Genomic DNA, 21210 nt, shown 5'->3' with positions numbered 1-21210 from the left:
AAACTCGATTTGAGAGAAAGTCCAATAAGTCTTTCCATAATAAAACGCATAGTAGCAAGAGTTCCTAAACCCGCTATTATGCGTTTTTATCATTTTGAATCCTTTTGCTCACGATATTACTATAGAAAAAGATTTGATTCTGCTCCTCACACAATCAAATCTTTTTCTTTTATTAAAAACGAATCGTTTCACGTGTTTTCTCATATGAGGTAACAAAGCGATTGGTTACACCAGGCTCTGCCACTTCCAATGCTTGAGAAATCTTGTCAAATGAAGCATGATAATCAAATTCTTTTTCAAAAATATCTAAAGCTTCGTTAAATGCTTCTTGAATGCGTTCATCAAATGAGCGGTAACGGTTAGAATACTGTAATAATTGTTCTGTCAAAGTTGCATATTGTACAATATTATAAGTTTCCGTTTCTAAAGCTTCCATATCATTCGTTGCAATTTCAAGAACTCGGGTAACAGATTCAATGTTAATCATTTTCTGTTCTAACTCAACCATTAAATCCTCGGTATTATTGCTTGCCGTAAAGAATAACTTCAAGAAAGTTTGTGGAATACCTGGCAGATTGCGTTTTTCCATGTATCGCTTGATAGTATGGAGACGATTGACATAAACATTGGCCTTTTGACGTGCATTGATATCATCTTTCTCAATTTGTGTCAGGCGCTCACTAACTGAAATTTGCTCATCTTCAATATCTTTTAGTTGAGTTTGTAAATCCTCAAGATTTTCTTCAAGAACTGAATAAGCTTGGGTTGGTTCTTCTTGATTTGAAGTTACCTCAACAATAGCTGCCTCAAAATTCTCTAATTCTGTCTGAATACGACGAACATGGCTTGCAGCTGTCTCAGGAAGTAAATAGGTCTTGCTCAAACGTGCAATATCTTCTCCCAATAAAGTATTATTCTCTTTCATATGTTGAAGGTAAGTTGGAAGAGTTGCAAGTAGATTTTCCACTACTTTCTGAGCAGCAATTTCTCGAGTAAAAATATCATACAAGGCATTGATTTCCTCTTGTGCCTGTCCATTCTCATATTCGGCATTATCCAATTCCAACTGACGAATATTCTCTTGGTTTTTCTTGAATGCTTCATAAAGCAAGTGGAAACGTGCTTCAATATCCGTTTCAACAAAATGATAATTAGCATCAATTAGTTTACGATAACCATCTTCTAAATCTTCTAGTTGATCTGGTAGCTCTTTAGATAATGTTGTTACAATTGCTGGTATACGATCAACAATATGTGTCAAAGCCAAGATATGATTTTCAGCATTATCCAAAATCACTGCGGCTTCCACAGGGTCACCCGATGAATTCAAGGTTACAAATTGTGAAAATTCAGATTGGATATTTTCTAATTGTTTTTCAATTTCATCCAAGGCTTGACCATACTGTTCTGAATTTTCAGCAACTCTATGCTGAAGTTCCTCAAATAAATCCAAAGCATGAAGAACACGACCACTATTTTTAGATTCTTGCTTCTCTAAGTCTGCCAAAGCATTGCGAATTTCAGCAATATCTTCTTCAATCAAAGTAATTTGACTCTCAATTTGGTCAATTTGATGACTGGCCTTGAGAAAACGAAATGAATGGTTATAGCCTTCTGCTTCAAAGAGATTATTTTCAATATCGGCAAAAGAGTTGAGAGATAAATCGACCCATTTTTGATTCCATTCACGGAAAGCCACTTGACTTTGTCCAATCAAGTGCATATTTTTTACAGCTTCTACTTCATCATTTACTGGAAGATTGTATAGTTCTTCTTTTCTTTCTTCTAGCGCCTCTAATCTTCCCTCATTTCGCTTACGTAGAAAGATTGCCACTACATAAGCCAGAACTAAAATGACTGCAATTGCAACCATTAAATAAATTAGTTGTCCATTAGACATATCAAACTCCTTTTTTACTTGAAACAATCGTAATGATTATATCATATTTTTTAGACCAAGGGAACTACTTCTCCCGATTTTTTAGACATCAAGTGTACTATAAACGGCATTTTCTTCGATAAACTCACGACGAGGTTCTACTCGATCCCCCATCAACATATCAAAGATTTTATCTGCTTCTGCAGCATCGTCCACAGAAACTCTGGCCATCAAGCGATGTTCGGGATCCATGGTTGTTTCCCATAATTGGTGATCATCCATTTCACCCAGACCTTTATAACGCTGAATGGTTGGTTTGGCACGTCCTTCACTATGGCGAGCCAAGGCTTCTTGGAGTTTAATTTCTTGATCTGCTCCTGGCTGAATATATTCTTTAATCTCGCTTCCAACCTTGACACCATAGATTGGTGGTTGGGCGATATAAACATATCCAGCTTCTAGGATTGGTTTCATATAACGATAAATCAAGGTCAAAAGAAGGGTACGAATGTGGGCTCCATCGACATCGGCATCCGTCATCAAAACGAGTTTTTGGTAACGGGCTTTCGAAACATCAAATTCTGCGCCAAATCCTGTTCCCATGGCTGTGAAAAGACTACGAATTTCTTCGTTAGCTAGAATCTTATCCATACTTGCTTTTTCAACGTTCAAAATCTTACCGCGAATTGGAAGGATAGCCTGAAACTCACGGTTACGACCAGATTTGGCTGATCCACCAGCTGAGTCTCCTTCGACGATGAAGAGTTCTGTTTCAGCAGGATTGTTAGAAGAGCAGTCTGCTAGTTTCCCTGGAAGGTTGGAAATTTCCAAACCAGATTTTTTACGAGTGACTTCACGCGCACGCTTGGCAGCCACACGAGCCTTAGCAGCTAAAATCCCTTTTTCCACGATACGTTTGGCAATCTGTGGATTTTCCATGAGGAAATCGGAGAAGGCATCACTGAAGAGGCGATTGGTAATCTTGACCACTTCGCTATTCCCCAGTTTGGTCTTAGTTTGTCCTTCAAACTGTGGATTTGGGTGTTTAACTGAGATAACTGCAGTTAATCCTTCACGAACATCTTCCCCTGTTAGGTTGTCTTCATTGTCTTTTAGTAACTTATTCTTACGAGCATAATCGTTGATGACACGTGTTAAGGCTGTACGGAAACCTTGTTCATGCGTTCCACCTTCATGGGTATGAATATTATTGGCGAAACTCATGACATTTTCATGGTAACCTGTTGTGTACTGCATGGCTACCTCAACTGTGATATCATCCATCTCACCATCTGTGTAGATTGGTGTATCAAAGATTACATCCTTGTTCTCGTTGATATATTCAACATAACTAGCAATCCCACCCTCATAATGGTAATGCTTGGTTTGTTCCAAACCTTGGCGCTTATCTGTAATTGAAATTTGAAGACCGCGATTTAGAAAGGCCAACTCTTGAATCCGTTTATTTAATTTATCAAAATCAAAAGTTGTTGTTTCAGTAAAGATTTCTGGATCTGGTGTGAAGTGAACCGTTGTTCCAGTTCTATCTGTATTCCCAACCACCTCAAGGTCTGCGACAACATGACCACGACGGTATTCTTGGTAATGAATTTTACCGTTTTTGTGGACATGGACGTCTAATTGAGTGGAAAGAGCATTAACGACTGATGACCCTACTCCGTGAAGACCACCTGAAACCTTGTATCCGCCACCGCCGAACTTTCCTCCAGCGTGAAGGACTGTAAAGACGGTCTCAACAGCAGGACGGCCTGTTTTTTCCTGAATATCGACTGGGATACCACGCCCATCATCGACAACAGTAATCGAATTATCTGGCTCAATAAAGACTTGGATATGGCTGGCAAATCCTGCCAAGGCCTCGTCAATTGAGTTATCAACAATTTCCCAGACTAGATGGTGAAGACCTTCTTTTGAGGTTGATCCAATGTACATCCCTGGACGCATACGAACAGCCTCTAAGCCCTCTAAAACTTGAATTTGACTGGCATCATAATCCTGTGCCTGCAGATTTTTGATTTCTTCTGTCATCTTATTCCTTTTTCTTATATGTCTAATACTTGTCTTAAATTCACGATACTGGTAAACAAGTGGGTATCGAGTCTTGCAGCTTGACCTGCTTCGATATCAATCGGTCGATCACCAATGACAAGACCAGAGCCAATCTGATATTTTTCTCTTAAATAAATCATAGACTCAGGATTTGGCTTTCTCTTAAAACCTGAGCTAGAAGTCACTACTTCCGTAAAATAGGTTGCTATAGAAGTTTTTTCTAAAATTTCTAAGACCTGATTATTTCGATGAGAGACCAAAAAATGACGGCCACCTTGATTTGAAATGTCTTCCAATAATTCAGAAACTCCTTCAAACAAAATCGGGTGTTCAAGCTCTCTGGCTTCATTTTCCTTGTATTTTTCTAAAAAATTCTCTAAATTGGGAGCGAATGTCTCAATCGCAAAAGGAGTAGAAACCTTTAAAGCTTGATAGACACTGTCATGGTCTTGTGTGACGCCATACAGTGCCAATGTTTCAACAAATGCGGCTGTTGAAGTTTCATAATTATCCAGTAAAGTTCCACCTAAATCCCAGATATAATCGTGATATTTCATACCCTTCATTATAGCATTTTTTTATGAAAAAAGCGATGATTTCCCTGATTTTTCCACATAAAAAACGAGAGAATAACTCCCGTTTTACTGATTTTTACCAAAGACATCTCGATAGAGCATTCCTGTTCGTAAACTCTCTTCGTCCCCTCCTAGTTGCTCCACCAACTCGTAGGCAAAGGCAAGAGCTGTCGAAGGGCCTCGACTGGTTGTCAACTGACCATCTACCACTACTGTTTCCTTGACATATTGACCATCAAGGATTTGCTCTTGAACGCCGTCATAACAAGTAAACTTCTTGTTTTTCAACACTCCTGCTTGATTGAGGGCAATTGGTGCCGCACAAATGGCTGCCAGTTTCTTCCCTTCTTGCTCGAAGCTTTGCAATTCTTGCATCAAGGCCTGATTGTCCCGTAAATGTGCAGAACCAGGCATGCCGCCAGGAAGAACAACCATATCATAGTCTGATAAATCACCATCAAAGACACGATCTGCTCTTACTTGGATTGCGTGCGAACCTGTCACTTGCTCCTCAAAACCAACCATATCACAAGTAATATTTGCCCGACGCAAGACATCCACAACTGTCAAAGCTTCAATTTCTTCAAAGCCCTGAGCCAACATAACTGCTACTTTTACCATGATTTTCTCCTTATTTGATTTGTTTTAATACAACCTTTTTCCGCTTGAATGGGACTTTTCCGCTCTTTTCTTCAGCTAGATTGGTCTGGTAACTCATCGATAAAAGCAAGCCAACACCAATCAGATTACTGATAATAGCTGATCCTCCTTGAGAAATGAAAGGCAGTGGAATCCCGGTCAAAGGAAGCAAGCCCGTTACAGCACCGATATTCTCAAAGATGTGGAAGAGCAACATCATAATCAAACCTGTGGAAATATAGGTGTAGAACTGGTTATTTGATTTGAGAGTAATCTTCAACATACGATAAATGAGCATGAGATAAAGGGCGATAACAAGGACAGAGCCAATAAAGCCAAAATCTTCTGCGATCACCGTGAAAATCATATCCGACTCTCGAACCGGAATAAGCAGATTCGAAGCATTAAAACCTTGACCAAATAAGCCACCACTCCCAATGGCAATCTGCCCTTGAGCCTGCTGGTAAGTCGTTGTTTGGGCAAACTCAAAGGGATTGAGCCAAGCCAAAATCCGATTGATTTGGTAGGTCGGCATTCCAATCTGGTGAAGAAAAGCTCGTCCGTCCTTGCTAATAAAGATAGCTAAGAAACCAGCAACTCCTGTTACAGCAGTCACAAATACTGGGATAATAATTTTCCAAGAAACTCCTGATAGCAAGACGATGCCTGAGAAAATGGCTACAAAAACCAAAGCCGTCCCCAAGTCACTTTGAAGTGCTAAAAGAACTAGGACTGGAATGGTAAAGACAATCATCCAAAAAATTAATAAAAAGTCCAGCGGAACTGTGCGTCTCCATTCCTTATGTTTCTTTGTAAATTGAACAATCACACGAGCCAACATGAGAATATAGGATATCTTCATAAATTCTGACGGTTGGAATAGGGTAATTCCATTTATTGATACCCAGTTTTTGGCACCCGTTGATGCAACTAGGCTTGGATTATAAAAGACGATCGGCAAGACCATGAGTCCCAAGCCTAAAATATACAGAAAGGGTGTCACCTTCCAAAGAAATTCTGTATTAAAGAGCATGACGATAAAACCAATCACAAGCCCCAAGGCGATCCAGGCGACCTGCTGCCCTAAAATGGGCAGAATATTGTTTGGATAATCATGACTAACAGCTATATAAATAGCCACCACGCCAATAACCAGTAGAAAAAATACTGGCAATAGCAAACTATAATCGACTCTAGAGTCGAGAGAACGTTTCATATACACTAACCTTATACTTTCATACAATACTATTTATCAAAGTTCATTTAAAAATTTATCAACAGCCTCATCAACTTCGGATCGAGAGACGGTTTTAACAGTCGCTTCTTTTGCTAGAGATGCTACTATCTGTTTGCCATATCGCTTTCCGACAATTCTCCTATCCAAAACAAGGGTTAAGGAACGTTGGTGTTCGCGTCTCATACTTCTTCCCAAAGCTTGCTTTAAACGAATAATGGCCATTGGCAATTGATAATCATAAAAGGCATTTTTCCCTTCTTGAATTAGTTCCTGATTGATCTTTTTCGTCAAGGGCTCTTGAGGATTTTGGAAAGGAAGTCTTGGTACAACCTGAATCACAAAAGGATGGCTTGAAAAATCAACTCCCTCCCAGAAACTTGCTGCACCAAGCAAGATTTGTTGTTCTCCTTTTTCAAAGCGTTTCTTCAGTTGATGAACATCGCCATTTTTATACTGGGCTAAATGACTTACAGGGAGTAAATTTGATACTGCTAGAAGCATGTCTTTGGCAGTAAAGAGAGCCAAAATCGGTTGTTGGAAAGCTTGAACTCCCATCAGTAAATCAGCTACCTCCTTGGCATAAACTTCTAAGGAGGTTTCTGTTACCAGGGGAAAATCTTTGACCAAGACCACTTCTTGATCCTGTTTTTTACAAGCTTCAATCTTAACAAATTTAGCTTCGGGATAGCCTAACAGGTCTGCCAAAGAAACTCTTTGACTAATCTCAAGAGTGGCCGACACTCCCAAGACTTGACATGAATCAGGCACTAAGGAAGATAGAAGAATACGGCCTGATTTCGTAGAAGAAATCTGAATTTTCTTTTGACTCGTTTCAATTGCTTCAAGCCAGTAATCTCGGTCAGCTGTAAAATAGCGAACCAGCTCCTCAAAGCCTTCTACTTCTAGTTCTGAAAAATACTGGTGGAGATTGGCAAGAGAATCTAAGATATTTTTCTTAGATTTTCCAGACTGAAATTGTTCAATCAAGTAAAGGCACTCAAAGCGAATACTTTCTAGTATTCGTTGTTGGACCTTATTTTGCTCCTCCAGTAAAGCCTTATCAAGCAAATCGATAATAGACTGGATATCGTAGGTTTCTTGAAGCAGATTTTCTAGGGCCAACAAAACTTTTTGGACTTCATCAATAATCAGTAAACGGTCGCTGACAAATTCAGGATTATCTTCAAGTCTGGTTACAAGATAGGCATGATTGGTCACTAAAAGTTTGCAGATTTGTGCCCTTTCTTGACTACGTTTCCAAAAATCTTCCGTCACAAATAAACTTTTAGAAGATAACTTCCCATCATGACGAAGGTCTGTCAGAAAATGTTGGTAACGGTAGAGCTGACCAATCTCATCCAAATCTCCGGTTTCTGTCTCTGTCAACCAGACCAAGAGTTGCATTTTAAAGCGTCTAAATAAGCGATTTTCATCATTTTCCTGCAAGGAACGATAAAAGGCATCCAACTTCAGGTAATTTTGCGGCCCCTTTAAAGAATGAATATCTGTATGGAACACCTCTTTAAGACGTTTACCTTCTTCTTCCATGATTTGATTTTGAAGAATCTTTGTCGGAACACTAAGGACAATCTGACGATTTTCCACTTGGGACAAAGCGGGTAAGAGATAGCCATAGGTTTTCCCAATTCCAGTCGGCGCTTGAATTAATGATACAGGCTCATCCTTCAATAGCAAACCAACCTCTTTAGCAAAACGTTCTTGCTCCTCCCTCACTTCAAGATTTAACAGAGAAATATTCTTAGAAAAATCTTGAGATAGTTTTCGTGACTCATTTGGGGTTGCAGGTTTCTTGAAATATAGCCCTTGAACTTCGACCAAGTCAGAGGAAGTCAGGATAGATTGGTTGCGAAAAATTTCTTCAATAACCAGGTAAGACTCATATAAGAGAGCGTCAGCCATTTCCAGCAAGCGTTCCAAGAGTCCTTTAGGAAGTTGGGCCATCTTTTCTCGTAAAAATAAGAGTAATTCTGCTGTAGCTTGGGCATCTGAAAGAGCTGTGTGGGCGTGTTTTAGAGGAATTCCTAATTCTCGACACAAAATCGGCAAACTATATTTTTCCAGTTCTGGGAAAAAGACCTGAGCCAATTCGACCGTATCAACACGAGGATTTCTTAGTTCATAGCCTTCAAAAAATAAATTTTCCGCCAAAAGATTGGCATCAAACTGAACATTGTGGGCTACAAAAATCCCATCCTCCACCAAGTCAAAGATTTTTCTGGCAACTTGCGAAAAATCAGGTGCTTGCGCCAGACGTTGGTCTGTCAATCCTGTCAGTTCTTTGATATGAGCATCTAAGGGTTCATGTGGATTGACATCCGTCGTATAGTGATCAACGATTTTTCCGTCCTCAATCACGACAATTCCCACTTGGATAATTTTAGCCTTACTACCTGTGCTAGTTGCCTCTAAATCCACCACAACATAGCGATTACCAATCGTTTTCATTATAAAAAATTATACCAAAAAAAGGGCCATTTGGCACCTGCAAACATGGGATAATTTTCAAACTCAAGAAGGTTACTTGTATTAAAATTCCCAGTAAACAGAGCATCCTAGCTTACTGATTTGTTGAAAATGGTGAAGAAATACGAAAAATTGAGAGAAGAAATATTTGCATCTTCCTTCTCTCAACGAATCATTTACTTTATTTAACCATGTCAGGATCGTAATCATAAAATCCTGTATCAAGGAAACGGTTTTTAGGGTGAAGTTTACGAACTTCTTCATCCAGCAAGAAGGCTTGGTCATGGCTAAAGTTGTCCTCTTGAATCAAGCTACGCGCTTGGATAAAGAGTTTTGCAATCTCAACAAAGTTCTGACCAGGTGTATAGAGACCTTCTAATTTCCAGTGAGTAAAGCCATGCTCCACCAATTCTGTTAATTTTGTCATCAAATCAAGGTCGTTATTAGCAAAGATGTGGGTACCATGATTGTCTTCAAAAATGGAATAATGGCTCTCTGGGTCACTTGGCTCAGCCAAGAAGAGGTCACGCTTGCGCGTCTTTTCATCATCGATATGCGTAAAGTTATAGTAGTTTTGCAAGAGCGGACGTTTAGAATGATGGATGACACTAGCACCGTACACCAAAACTTCAGCAGGAATTTCCAAAATCTCTGGCATTTTGAAGAGTTCAGCCGATGGAATTTCACGCGCCAAAACAGCCTCAGATGCGCCAGCCTTTTGTCCCCAGAAGTTAATCTGGCGACTACTTGTTACCATAGTCGAAGCATCGTAGATGGTCTTAAAGGAATAACCATCGCGATTGACTACGTAAAAAACACCTGCATCCCCAATCGTAATGTAATCGGTCTCAATTTCTTCCAAGAAATCGAGGAAGGGCTTAATACAATCCATCATGCCTTGGTGCATGAGGGCGTTAACCGCAACGATCAATTTCTTACCAGCATCATGAACCAGATTAGCGATTTCACGCAATTGGTCATGACTAAAGGTTGTTGGCAGACGAAGGCCAAAATCTTTCTCACCGACATAGATACGGTCTACGCCAGCTTCGAGCAATTGTTTAACTTGTTCAATACTTTCAGCAGTTGCTGTAATGATAATCTTTTCCATAGGAAAAATTATACCATATTTCTCCAAAATCAGCTATTCTTTAAAAATGAAAAGGGACCTTATTCTTTTTGTAACCTTTCTGTAATAATTCTCTGCTGAAAAAATGATAAAATAGGTATGTACTGTTAAGGAGAGAATCATGCCCGTAAGAAAATTACAATCCTATGAGGTAGACTATCAAGAAGAATTAAACTCGCAACTTCCTCATTATCAAGCTTATACACCTGAAGCACAAGCTGATAGCAATTTCAAAGAAATTTTATTTTTTGTCAATATCGCTGTTTTTTGTATCTGCATTGCCATCTTTAGTTTTATCTTTTTGTCATTAAAATTAACAACTGTGCTCGCCTTACCTGCAGCAATAGTATCCAGCTTACTTGTTTTAAAAGTCCAACGCTCTATTATCAAACGAAAACTAAAAAAATAAACATATCGCCCCATCTGGAGCGATATGTTTATTTTTTCTTTTTCGATGGTGTGTGGATAGCAATCTTCACTTCAAAGATCGTTCCCTTGGGTTTATTATCTTTGACAGTAATGGTTCCTTTTAAGGCGTCTACAATTTGCTTGGCCAGAGATAATCCTAAACCAAAACCACCTTTTTGTCGGGTTCTAGCCTTATCAACTCGATAAAAGCGGTCAAAAATTTTCTTCTTATCTTCTGTCGAAATACCGACTCCATTATCAGAAACAAGTAAATACAGATTGCGATCGGTCGCCGAGATAAGAAAATCAATTTCACCATCCTCTTCAGTATACTTGACAGCATTATCAAATAGGATAGTCATCAACTGCTTCAAGAGAAGCTGATCTGTGACAATCGTGCGATGGATCCGATTTTCAAAACGGAAGACACGATCATTTTCCGAAGCAATCATCTCATAGTTTGTGAAAGTCGTATTAAAAAAGCTAGTTGGAACTTCTGCAAGTTCTGGCTTAATCCCATCATCTCTCCGAGCTAAGTTCAGCAAGTTTGTCGTCAAAAAACGCATATTTCGGACTTCTTCCAAGCTCGATGCAATGCTTTCACTCACATCCATAATGGTAGCTTCTGGCTTACGAAAAAGGGTCTCTAAGCGATTTTGCAAAACTGCGAGTGGAGTTCGTAACTCATGACTGGCATTTTCCACAAAGGACTGTTGCTTCTGCATGCTCTCAAGCAGGGGCCTAACACTAACCCTAGCTAGATAGAGACTGGCAAGCAAAGACAAAATCCAGAAACTTGCCATCACAATCACAATCAATTTCTCATGCTTTTGACTGGCCTGCTCTAACTGACTGGTATTTATCAAGACAGCAGCATACTTGATATTGGTTGAAACCGAACTAATATTGGTTTCCATCAAAATCATACGATAGATTTCTTCCTGCCCATAGCTATTAAAAACCTGAATCTGATAGATATGGCCTAGTTCTTTCTTTTCTAACTCAATCTTATCCAAGCCCAAAAATCGATTTCCAGAAAGAAGTTGAGTAAAGTTCTTATCAAAGAGAATGACTTCCGTATTGGAACTGACATTGGGTTTTATCTCAGTCTTGCTAGTATCTGTAGCGGCATTTTCTAAATCTTTAATCTCTTCTGTTGCCCTATTTACTGCCAGCTGAATAACTGCTTGAGGATTTTCACTCAGTCCGTGGAGCTTATCATCCACCGAAGTATAAAGACTCGAATGCATGACTTGTAAAATAATCAGAGTCATGGTAGAGAAAATCAGAGTGAAGACACCAAAGTTGCGGATAAAATAACTAAAGTCATCCGCACACCATGTTTTTTTTAGTTTACTGAACATCTTTTAAAATATACCCAACACTGCGCAAGGTTTGCAAATTCTCTGCAAAAGTGGTTCCTTTTAATTTCTTACGGACTTTTGAAACATAAACTTCGACAACCGAAATCGTTGTATCACTATCAAATCCCCATAGACGATCAAAAATCTGAGTCTTAGGCAAAATAACATTTTGATTTTGAAGGAAATAAACTAATAAATCAAACTCTTTCCCCAGCAATTCGACAGGAGTATCTTCGACTTTAACGGTATTGGTTGACAAATTAACCACAATATTTCCATAAGTCAAGGTATTTTCATTAAACTTACCTGAACGTTTGAGAAGGGCTTGAATCCGCATTTTGAGTTCTTCTAGGTAGAAAGGTTTAGTCAGATAATCATCTGCTCCCAGTTCAAATCCATGTCCCTTGTCATCCAAACTTTCCTTGGCAGTCATAATCAGAACTGGAGTCGTAATCCCCTTTTCACGCAATTCTTTCAAGACTTGGAAGCCATTTTTTTCAGGTAACATCAAATCGAGCAAAATCAAATCATAGACGCCACTTTCAGCTTCATAGAGACCTTCTTCTCCATCAAATACCTGCATGACATCCGCAAAATCGTCTAAAAAGTCAAATACTGAATTTGACAGGCCTAGGTCATCCTCAACTAATAAGATTTTTATCATGAGAAACTCCTCCTTATTAAAACCATTATACCAAATTTGCCTTAAAAAAAACTCAACTTTCTGCATTTTATACTCAATGAAAATCAAAGAGCAAACTAGGAAGCTAGCCGCAGGCTGTACTTAAGTACGGTAAGGCGACGCTGACGTGGTTTGAAGAGATTTTCGAAGAGTATTACATGAGATAGCTGAGTTTTCTTTTATTTAGTCTTAATTATTTAGTTCCGTATTGAAGAACAACTGCTTCCACTGCAGCTTTTTCACGGTTAATCAAGTCAACACGCGCTGCAATTTCCTTGATTCCCATACCGATGTTACGGCTAAGAGCAAGGTCAGAAAGTTGCGGTTCAAAGAATTCCTTGTACTCTGCCAAGCGTTGCTGAGTCTTAAATACGTGAGCAGGAAGGATAACAAAGCTATCAAAGCTCATATCTCCACCAAGGGCTGCCTTAATCCAAGCCCAGTTTTCACGCGCCCAAGACCAAGCTGGTTCCTGAGTTACTTGGTGAGCTAGGAATTGGTAATACCAAGCAGACAAGTCCTGTGGTTTGACCACAAATTTGTCCTTCCAAGAAGTAATCAAGTTTTGGATATTATCCGCATCTGTACTGTAAGCAAGAGCTGCTGCCAACTGGCGTTTAAAGACAGCATCTGTTGCATGAGTATAAGTATCAAGATAAAGTGCTAACAAGTCTTTAGTCTCATGATGTTTCATCTCATTGATCAGAACTTGTGAGCGAATAGCTGCTGGAAGTCCTGCAAGCTGATCCTTGTGGGCTGCGAAGATTTGGCTAGCGACTTGACTAGCTTCTGCATCATTTGAGCGAATCATCATAGAAACAGCCACCTGACGAACCAATTCATCCTCATCTGATTCGCCATCTTTAGCTTCAAAACCAAGACGGTCATAATTATGACGAGCCAATTTAGCAACCAATGCTTTGAAGGCTCTTTCAGCTTCTGTTCCTTCATCGATAAAGCGCTCAAGGGCCGAAATCACTTGAGAAACAGCTGAAACAACAAGGTAAGATTCTTCCTTAGCAAGTTTATCAAGAACTGGGAGCAAGTCAGCATAAGAAATGTGTCCTGCCTCAGCAAGCAAACGACGTTCTTGGACGATTTGCAATTTGCTTGTGTTATCAAGCTCAACTAGGTCAGCAAGAACTGCATCCAACAAGTCTCCTTGATAGTCGGTAATGTAGTGAGCTGTATTTTCAGTATTGAGACGAAGTGCTCCTTCATTTTCAGCAAGAAGAGCTGCGTAGCCTGGAATTTCGATATTTTCAGTTTCAAGTGTATCAGGCAAGCCTTTCCAGTTACTATTGAGTGGCACAACCCAGAGACGGTTCTTGTCTTCGTGCTCACCGATAAAGAATTGTTTTTGTGAAATCTTCAAGACATCATTTTCAACTTTGACAGTGAGAACTGGATAACCAGGTTGTTCCAACCAAGAATCCATGAAGGCTGCGACATCACGTCCTGACGCTTGACCAAGGGCATCCCAAAGGTCACGACCAATTGTATTGCTGTATTGATGTTTTTCAAAGTAGGCATGCAAACCTTTGGCAAAATCCGCATCACCTAGCCAACGACGAAGCATGTGCATGAGGCGACTTCCTTTGGCATAGACGATAGCTCCGTCAAAGAGCGTATTGATTTCATCTGGATGTTTAACTTCGACGTGGACAGACTGAACACCATCTGTCGCATCGCGTTCAAGAGCGTGAGGTACTCCACCTGTTTGGAAATCTTCAAAGATGTTCCAACTTGGCTCGATGGCGTCCACACAGACGTACTCCATCATGTTGGCAAAACTTTCATTGAGCCAAAGATCATCCCACCATTTCATAGTAACGAAGTTCCCAAACCATTGGTGAGCCAATTCATGTGCCACAACTAGGGCAACTTGTTGACGGCTAGCAAATGTAGAGTTCTCATCCACAACCAAGTAAACTTCACGGTAGGTCACAAGACCCCAGTTTTCCATAGCTCCAGCTGAGAAGTCAGGAAGGGCGATATGGAGAGATTGAGGGATTGGATACTTGACTCCGTAGTAATCTTCGTAAAACTCGATGGAGCGAACGGCGATGTCGAGTGAGAAATCAAGGTTAGATAGTGGGTGAGCTTTGGTTGAGTAGACACCTACAAGAGTACCGTTTTTAGTTTTAGCCGTCACACCTTGCAAATCACCCGCAACAAAGGCTAACAAGTAAGAAGACATGCGAGGTGTTGTCTCAAACTTCCAAATACCTGTTTCCTTACGGTTTTCAACTTCAATTTCTGGCATGTTAGACAAGGCCAATTCACCTTCTGCTTGGTCAAAACGTAGAGAGAGATCAAAAGTTGCTTTGGCTTCTGGCTCATCCACACATGGGAAGGCTTCGCGCGCAAAATGGCTCTCAAATTGAGTAGACAATACTTCCTTCTTCACTCCATCAACTGTGTAGTAAGATGGGTAAATCCCTGTCATGTTGTCTGTAATTTTTCCTGAGAAAGCGATAACCACTTCAACTTGACCAGCCTCAGCCAATTCGATATGAAGGGTTTCATTTTCATGGTCAACTGTAAATGGACGAGCTTCCCCTGCAACTTCTACAGAAGCGATTTCCAAGTCTTTTTGGTGGAGGGAGATGCGGTCACTCTGTGCTTGACCAGTGATGGTCACTTTCCCTGAAAACGTCTTGGTCTCACGACTCAAGTCTAAAAATAAATCATAATGTTCAGGAACAAATTGCTTAATAAAATGTTCAACTGCTTGCATAGTTTTCTCCTATTCTAAGTTTAAGAGCTAGAGCTCTTCTTCAAACAAACTTATTATATCATGTTTTGCCCAAGAAAAAAGGATTGGACAGCGATTTCCAAAACTTTCTTCCTTCTAACAGTCTACAGTGGGTAGACCTTGCGAAATTCTTCTAAAACAACCTTGCTTTCAGGTGTAAAAGTCAGTCCTGCTTCTCTCAGCCACTCGTCGAAACAATCCTCATGAACCTGACGCCAATAGGCTAGGGATTTGTCTCCTTCCCCTTCCTTAAATGCATGGTCAGCCGAAACATACTTGAAAGATTCAACAGAAACCTTTGTAATTTCGACAATACAGACAGCCTGATTTTGACTATCTAAAATGATGTCAAAGGTGCCTTCTTGCGGAAGTGGTTCGTCCTCTACTGCGTAGAGATCGTAGGCTGATGCTGTTGCCGTCTTTTCGCCTCTTAAAACCAAATCGGCCAAGAGATCGGCTTCCACTCCAAAAGCCCAGGCATCGATTTCATCTCCGATAGAAGGATTGATTTGTTTGTATTTATTCCACATTTCTTGCGGTGTCATGGGTGCTCCTTTGTAATTTTTTACTTTCTTCTTTTACACGTTTGAGGTGGTCTGGATGGTCAATCTCTAAATTAAAAATCGCTGGAATAGAACTATAGTGGATAATGCACTCAATCCCCATCTGATTCATTTTTTGTATGAAAGAAGTATTCAGATAGCCTGCTACAGCAAAATCAATCTTGTTCTTTCTTGCTTTATCCTGCATCTGTCTCAACATATCTAACATAATTGGACTTTCCATATCATGCCATTGACTGTTTCTCACAGTGGCAAAAATAAAAGAAGTCAAATCATTCATTCCAACTACAATCTTTGAAATACCAGCTTCCAGTATGCTATCCAAGTCAAAATATGCTGACGGTAATTCAATCATCGTGCCAACTTTCCCAGTAAAACCATGCTGACGCAATACTGTAATAGCTTGCTTTAACTGCTCAGCATCATTGACAAAAGGAAAGATAACAGATAGATTGGGATTGTTTTGATAAACTTCTGTAACGACATGTGCTTCAGCCTGAAATTCATCCGGACACGCCAGCAAACGCCTAGTTCCTCTATATCCAAACAAGGGATGCCCTTCGTCAAAAAACTCTCTAGTCCCCACTAAACAATTGGCTTCTGTATTCGTTAATTCAGAAAAACGATACCAAACTTCTTCATCTGAGTACAGGGAGCAGATAGTCTCTAGATAATCTTTTACAAATTGCTGACAACTTGCTAATATGATGTTTTGATTAAGCTCTCTCAACAAATATTCCCCACGAATCATGCCGACGTGGTGAAATAGTTGAGGATAAATTTTTTCAAGAATTTTTTCGCCACTAAGGGCAAGTTGATTTTTCATAGCCATTCACCTCGTCTTAAAAGATACAATATCATATATAATTATATGAAACTTTCCTCTAGTTCAAAAGCTTCATAAGGTTCAGCTAACTCATATCCTAAAAATTCTGCTACTTTTTTGGAAGCCTCGTTATGAGCATCCCAAAGTGGAAACATATCTCTATTTAAACTCTCTAGAATCATTGCAGCACCAAGCTTTTTAGCAAATCCATTTCCTTGTTCGTTCGGTCTAGTTGCAACTTCCACTTCAACTGCTTCACGGTAAACTAACCCTGAGGAAATTCCAGCAAATCAGTTCATTATTTTTAAGAATCACAAAGCCAAATCCACCTTTTAAAACAAAATCCTGATAGGATTCAAAATCCCCCTGTAAATCCTGTGACCATTCTTCCGTAGAAAAGCAGTTATAAATATGATTATCAATAGGCACAATATTGTAACCTTCCTCTAAATGAGTAACTAGATTATTTAAAAATTCAACTTGAAAATTTGCCTTATCTTTAAAAGAATAGCGAGTAAAAGAATTTAGCCCCACTTTTCGATGCAGAAAATCTTGCCAATTAGTATTTTCTGAAATAATAATCTTATAATCTAAACCATATTTTCTAACAAAATCTTCCCAAAATCTGGAATCCAACTCCCCTGCTAGGTATAGAAAATTCCCAACATCATAAAAGCTTGTTGTCCTATCATTGTTTCGGTAGACAGTTCCGATTTGAGATTTAAGACCATAGAGAACCATATTTTTCTTCCATGTTTTAAATAGTTCCATTATCCCCCTACTTCACCTTCCAATTCATGTAAGAGATCTTGTCCAGTTCTGGAAATCCTAATAATTCAGACTTAACCTTCAAGACTAATGGCGATGCATTTTCTTCTGTGATCTCTTGAATATCCATCCAAATATATCCAAGTGAATCATTCGCACCATAAGACACAGCTTCCGAAATCGTAACTTGAGGTGCACTCTCATTCATTTTAACATCATACAAGGCCATGACATGGTGAAGCATAAAATTTTTTAACTCTTCCCTGACGAAAACATCGTAGATTCGAGGATTAGAGTAGCTTCTAACAGTAAATCCCGTCTCTTCCATAACTTCTCTAGTCAGCGTTTCCGTCAGTCCTTCACCAAGTTGCTGACTGCCTCCAGGTAGATCATACCGATGTTAATAAGGGCCTCTCGTTTTTTCAATGCAGAGTAACTTCCCATTTTCAAAGCAAACACCATAGACACCAAAGTGATTTTTGATTTCCATTCAACTACTTCTACTTCAAAGACCAGCCACCGTCTACTGTAAGGATTTGTCCTTGCATGGCGCTTGCTTTTCTACTTGCTAAGAAAAGACTGATCTCTGCTACTTCCTCTGGCTCAATCCAGCGTTTGATTGGGGTTTCACTAGCCACCCAGTCCGCTAAACCACCTGGTTCAAAGTCGGTAGCGGTCATAGCTGTCTTGACTGCTCCTGGAGCGATACCAAAGACCTGAATCCCAGCTTCAGCATAATCTAGAGCCAACTGCTTGGTAAATCCAGCCAAGGCATGCTTAGATGAAGTATAGGCGTGACCACCTCCACCTGCTAGGCTAGAAGCAATAGAGCACATATTGATAATGGAGCCTTTTTTATTCTCTAGCATTTGTGTCAAATAATGCCGAGTCAACTCTACTGGAGTAACGTAGTTGATTTCAAAAATCTCTTGAATTTCCTGCGCTGATTGTTCCAATAGGGGTTTATAATCATCCAACACTCCAGCAGTATTGCACAAAACATCCACCTGAGGGCACCAGTCAAAAATAGGCTCCAAGTCCAAGGTCAAATCTCTCTGTAAAAAGTGAAAATCACCCTCTAAGAGTGGATTTTCACCTTGGTCAACTCCATAAACTTGATAGCCCTTCTCTAACAAGAGTCGAGCTTGAGCCAGACCAATCCCTGAACTCACTCCTGTAATGAGTACACGTTTAGTCATGCGCTTCTACCCAATCCGTCGCCAAAACATCACAAGGTGTCGGACTCCACATGGAAAAACCTTCTCCCTCCCCAGAAACGTTGATTAGGAAATAAGGTGTCACTTCAAGTGCAACCCCATTTTGCTCGATAGTGTCAAAAAGTTGGACATAGTTTTCAGCACCTCCCCAACCAGTTCGTACATATTTTTTCTTAGCCTTTAACCCAGGTAGAATTTCTTCAAATGTCATGTTTTTCTCCTTTAAAATCAATAATTCTTCCCTTCATTATAACAAAAAAACCGCTTTGCAACGGCTTTTTGACTGTGATTTATTTACATCTGCTTCTACTTACGGCAAATTATTCCCTGCTGCAAGATAAATTTCATACCATTCTTTTCTTGTTAAGCTAAAGTTTGCCGCTTGGCTAACTTCTCTCAAGTGATTAGGATTTGTGGTACCTACGACTGCCTGCATTTTTGCTGGATAACGCAATGTCCAAGAAATGGCAATAGTTGAAGAGGTTACTCCATATTTAATAGCTAAACGATCAAGTACTTGATTTAAAGCTTGAAATTTCTCATTTCCAACAAAATTCCCTTTAAAATACCCGAATTGTAAGACAGACCATGCTTGAATGATCACATCGTGTAATTTACAATATTCAAAAATGCTGCCATCTCGCATAGCTGCTTGACTATCTTCCATATTAACATGAAAACCTGATTCGAATCCTGGAGTAAAAGCCGCACTCAATTGTAGCTGATTAACAGCTAACGGCTGCTTGACATCTTTTTTAAGCAACTCCATCATCATAGGATTTTGATTAGAAACTCCAAAATTTCGAACCTTACCTTGTTTATAAAGGAGATCAAAGGCTTCTGCTACTTGGTCAGATTCCATCAAAGCATCTGGTCGATGAAGAAGCAAGCTGTCCAGATGATCAATCTTCAATCTTTGCAAAATACCGTCTACTGATTTTATAATATAGTCCTTAGAAAAATCAAAATAGGTAAATTCTTCTATGCGAATGCCACATTTGGACTGAATCCACATCTTTTCTCTTAAATCTGGACGATTTTTTAGGACAAGACCTAACAGTTCTTCACAACGACCACGACCATATATATCAGCCAAGTCGAAAGCATTGATTCCAACAGAAAGTGCTGTTTCTACAAGCTCTTCAACTTCTTTTACAGACTTATCTTTTATTCTCATCATTCCGAGAACAATTTCTGATAATTCTTTGTCATCTTGACCAAGAGTTATGTATCTCATCAAATTTTTCTCCTTTAATTTCTAACATTCTTCCCTTCATTATAACAAAAAACCGCTTTGCAACGGCTTTTTGACTATATTTCACTCCATTTTATCTTCTTAAACCCACGGAACAGGAGAAAGATACCAATAAAGAGAACAGCTAAAGGAATAACTTTTGTAAGGAAAACATTTGAAATGCCCATCCACTCATAGTAACGAAGCAGAGAACCTACCACAAGATGGGCAATAATCATACTAACAAATGGACGAAAAATCGGTTCTTTCCAATTCCAAATACTGATGACTAGGGAAATCGTAAAGACAGACAAACTATCCCAGGGAGCCGGAAGATAAAAGGCTCCTTCTTGAATGAAATTTGCCATTCCTACATATCCCAGAACAACTAGCAGAACAAGAATCCCAACGACAATATAAGTGCCAATTTTCATCTTAGGAGAATCTTGGACTAGCCCCCAACGTAAGATTGTGGCCACAAGAGCAAATCCAATCAGAAAAAGAAGAAGTTGCCCTAAAAAAGTAAGCAAATTGACTGTTAAGAGAGGACCTTTAGAAAAATCACCCAGTAGATGATAGTAACGTAATATCGCTAGGACAAAAATTGGCGTCAAAAGGGACTCCTTGATAGAACTCCGTGGTGCTTCCTTGAGAATCTCTTTCATTATTTTTTTAGGATTCTTACCTAAATAATCCTCTGCACTCATGCCATCTCGTTCTGCTTCTGAGAAATCTAACATCATCAAATAAATCTGCTCTCTGAGATAGTCTTCATCATAGAGAAATCCAGCAAGATTAAAACTATCCCACAGCTCCTCAAAATACTGCTGATTCTCCTCAGAAAACTCATGCAACAAAGCGCTTGTTTCTTCGTAATACTTCATTTTCGTCATGGTTTACCCCCCATTCTTAATTCCTTCTACTTTTTGACTCAAATCGTCCCATTGTTGCCAAAAGACCGAGACACGCTCTTCTCCTTCTTTAGTTAACGAAAAATACTTCCGATCTGGACCATCTGGCGACGGACGCATGTCGCCTCTTATCCATTGATTTTTTTCTAACTTTTGCAACAAAGGATAAATAGTTCCTGGAACGATAGTATCAAATCCAGCCTCTCGCAAAGTCTGAACCAACTCATAACCATATCGCTCTTTTTGACCAATCATATCCAAGACACAACCTTCAAGAACACCTTTTAATAGCTGAGTTTCCTTCATCCCTTCCTCCTTCTAATCTATTTTGTAATACCTACTAGTAGCTTCATCTATAGTATACTACTTCTACACTAGTTTGTAAAGCATAATAGTTAATACTCTTCAAAAATCTCTTCAAACCACGTCAGAGTCGCCTTGCCGTATGTATGGTTACTGACTTCGT

Annotated in this window: 18 protein-coding genes and 2 pseudogenes; 1 reads left to right on the top strand and 19 read right to left on the bottom strand. The window is 39.5% G+C overall.

Annotated elements, in window-relative coordinates:
• Positions 1-172 precede the first annotated feature (172 nt).
• The 7 genes from ezrA to HT711_RS09130 form a co-directional block, all read right to left on the bottom strand.
• On the bottom strand, positions 173-1900 hold the full coding sequence (ezrA, locus tag HT711_RS09160) for a septation ring formation regulator EzrA (RefSeq protein WP_173233801.1): 1728 nt from the start codon (positions 1898-1900) through the stop codon (positions 173-175).
• A gap of 81 nt (positions 1901-1981) precedes the next feature.
• Positions 1982-3928: a DNA topoisomerase (ATP-hydrolyzing) subunit B gene (gyrB, locus tag HT711_RS09155; protein ID WP_173233799.1), complete on the bottom strand. Its 1947-nt coding sequence runs from the start codon at positions 3926-3928 to the stop codon at positions 1982-1984.
• A 14-nt stretch (positions 3929-3942) separates the two neighbouring features.
• A complete protein-coding gene (locus HT711_RS09150; RefSeq protein WP_173234117.1) occupies positions 3943-4506 on the bottom strand; it encodes an HAD family hydrolase in 564 nt (187 codons plus the stop codon).
• Between the two features lie 84 nt (positions 4507-4590).
• The gene (locus HT711_RS09145; RefSeq protein WP_173233797.1) at positions 4591-5145 is read right to left on the bottom strand and encodes a DJ-1 family glyoxalase III; all 555 of its coding nucleotides are present in this window, start codon (positions 5143-5145) and stop codon (positions 4591-4593) included.
• 10 nt (positions 5146-5155) lie between these two features.
• Entirely contained in the window at positions 5156-6379 is a 1224-nt protein-coding gene (locus tag HT711_RS09140; protein ID WP_173233794.1) for an FtsW/RodA/SpoVE family cell cycle protein, read from the bottom strand.
• Positions 6380-6415: 36 nt separating this feature from the next.
• Positions 6416-8866 carry a bifunctional DnaQ family exonuclease/ATP-dependent helicase gene (locus HT711_RS09135; protein WP_173250050.1) on the bottom strand — a complete coding sequence of 817 codons (2451 nt, stop codon included), beginning with the start codon at positions 8864-8866 and terminating at the stop codon, positions 6416-6418.
• Positions 8867-9065: 199 nt separating this feature from the next.
• Positions 9066-9995, bottom strand: a complete 930-nt coding sequence (locus tag HT711_RS09130) for a peptidase U32 family protein (RefSeq protein WP_173233790.1) — start codon at positions 9993-9995, stop codon at positions 9066-9068.
• A gap of 139 nt (positions 9996-10134) precedes the next feature.
• Between HT711_RS09130 and HT711_RS09125 the strand changes: the two genes are divergently transcribed.
• Positions 10135-10422, top strand: coding sequence for a DUF3270 domain-containing protein (locus HT711_RS09125; protein WP_173233788.1), 288 nt, complete (start codon positions 10135-10137; stop codon positions 10420-10422).
• 28 nt (positions 10423-10450) lie between these two features.
• On the opposite strand, the gene ciaH is transcribed toward HT711_RS09125, so the two are convergent.
• From ciaH to HT711_RS09065, 12 genes and pseudogenes are all read right to left on the bottom strand, one after another.
• The gene (ciaH, locus tag HT711_RS09120; RefSeq protein ID WP_173233786.1) at positions 10451-11785 is read right to left on the bottom strand and encodes a two-component system sensor histidine kinase CiaH; all 1335 of its coding nucleotides are present in this window, start codon (positions 11783-11785) and stop codon (positions 10451-10453) included.
• The gene (ciaR, locus tag HT711_RS09115) at positions 11775-12449 is read right to left on the bottom strand and encodes a two-component system response regulator CiaR (RefSeq protein WP_000590639.1); all 675 of its coding nucleotides are present in this window, start codon (positions 12447-12449) and stop codon (positions 11775-11777) included. Before ciaR ends, ciaH begins: the two co-directional genes overlap by 11 nt.
• Positions 12450-12660: 211 nt before the next feature.
• Positions 12661-15207, bottom strand: a complete 2547-nt coding sequence (locus HT711_RS09110) for a M1 family metallopeptidase (RefSeq protein ID WP_173250048.1) — start codon at positions 15205-15207, stop codon at positions 12661-12663.
• 122 nt (positions 15208-15329) lie between these two features.
• Entirely contained in the window at positions 15330-15770 is a 441-nt protein-coding gene (locus tag HT711_RS09105; RefSeq protein ID WP_173250046.1) for an ASCH domain-containing protein, read from the bottom strand.
• Positions 15745-16614, bottom strand: coding sequence for a putative PEP-binding protein (locus HT711_RS09100; RefSeq protein WP_173250045.1), 870 nt, complete (start codon positions 16612-16614; stop codon positions 15745-15747). The genes HT711_RS09105 and HT711_RS09100 overlap by 26 nt, the downstream gene beginning before the upstream one ends.
• A gap of 41 nt (positions 16615-16655) precedes the next feature.
• Positions 16656-17385, bottom strand: a pseudogene (locus HT711_RS09095) (GNAT family N-acetyltransferase).
• A gap of 7 nt (positions 17386-17392) precedes the next feature.
• Positions 17393-17872 (bottom strand): annotated as a pseudogene (locus HT711_RS09090) (NUDIX hydrolase).
• Positions 17873-17882: 10 nt separating this feature from the next.
• Positions 17883-18581, bottom strand: a complete 699-nt coding sequence (locus HT711_RS09085) for a 3-oxoacyl-ACP reductase (RefSeq protein WP_173233776.1) — start codon at positions 18579-18581, stop codon at positions 17883-17885.
• Positions 18574-18810, bottom strand: a complete 237-nt coding sequence (locus HT711_RS09080; RefSeq protein WP_000141912.1) for a DUF2829 domain-containing protein — start codon at positions 18808-18810, stop codon at positions 18574-18576. Before HT711_RS09080 ends, HT711_RS09085 begins: the two co-directional genes overlap by 8 nt.
• A 99-nt stretch (positions 18811-18909) precedes the next feature.
• Positions 18910-19836 carry an aldo/keto reductase family oxidoreductase gene (locus tag HT711_RS09075; protein WP_173233774.1) on the bottom strand — a complete coding sequence of 309 codons (927 nt, stop codon included), beginning with the start codon at positions 19834-19836 and terminating at the stop codon, positions 18910-18912.
• A gap of 74 nt (positions 19837-19910) precedes the next feature.
• Entirely contained in the window at positions 19911-20726 is an 816-nt protein-coding gene (locus HT711_RS09070; RefSeq protein WP_173233772.1) for a hypothetical protein, read from the bottom strand.
• A gap of 3 nt (positions 20727-20729) precedes the next feature.
• Positions 20730-21050: a PadR family transcriptional regulator gene (locus tag HT711_RS09065; RefSeq protein WP_000665422.1), complete on the bottom strand. Its 321-nt coding sequence runs from the start codon at positions 21048-21050 to the stop codon at positions 20730-20732.
• Positions 21051-21210: the final 160 nt, after the last annotated feature.

Source organism: Streptococcus sp. 1032 (genome assembly GCF_013277015.1).
Taxonomy (GTDB): Bacteria; Bacillota; Bacilli; order Lactobacillales; family Streptococcaceae; genus Streptococcus.
Note: the sequence above shows the minus strand (reverse complement) of the source record. Positions and strands in the feature narration are given on the sequence as shown.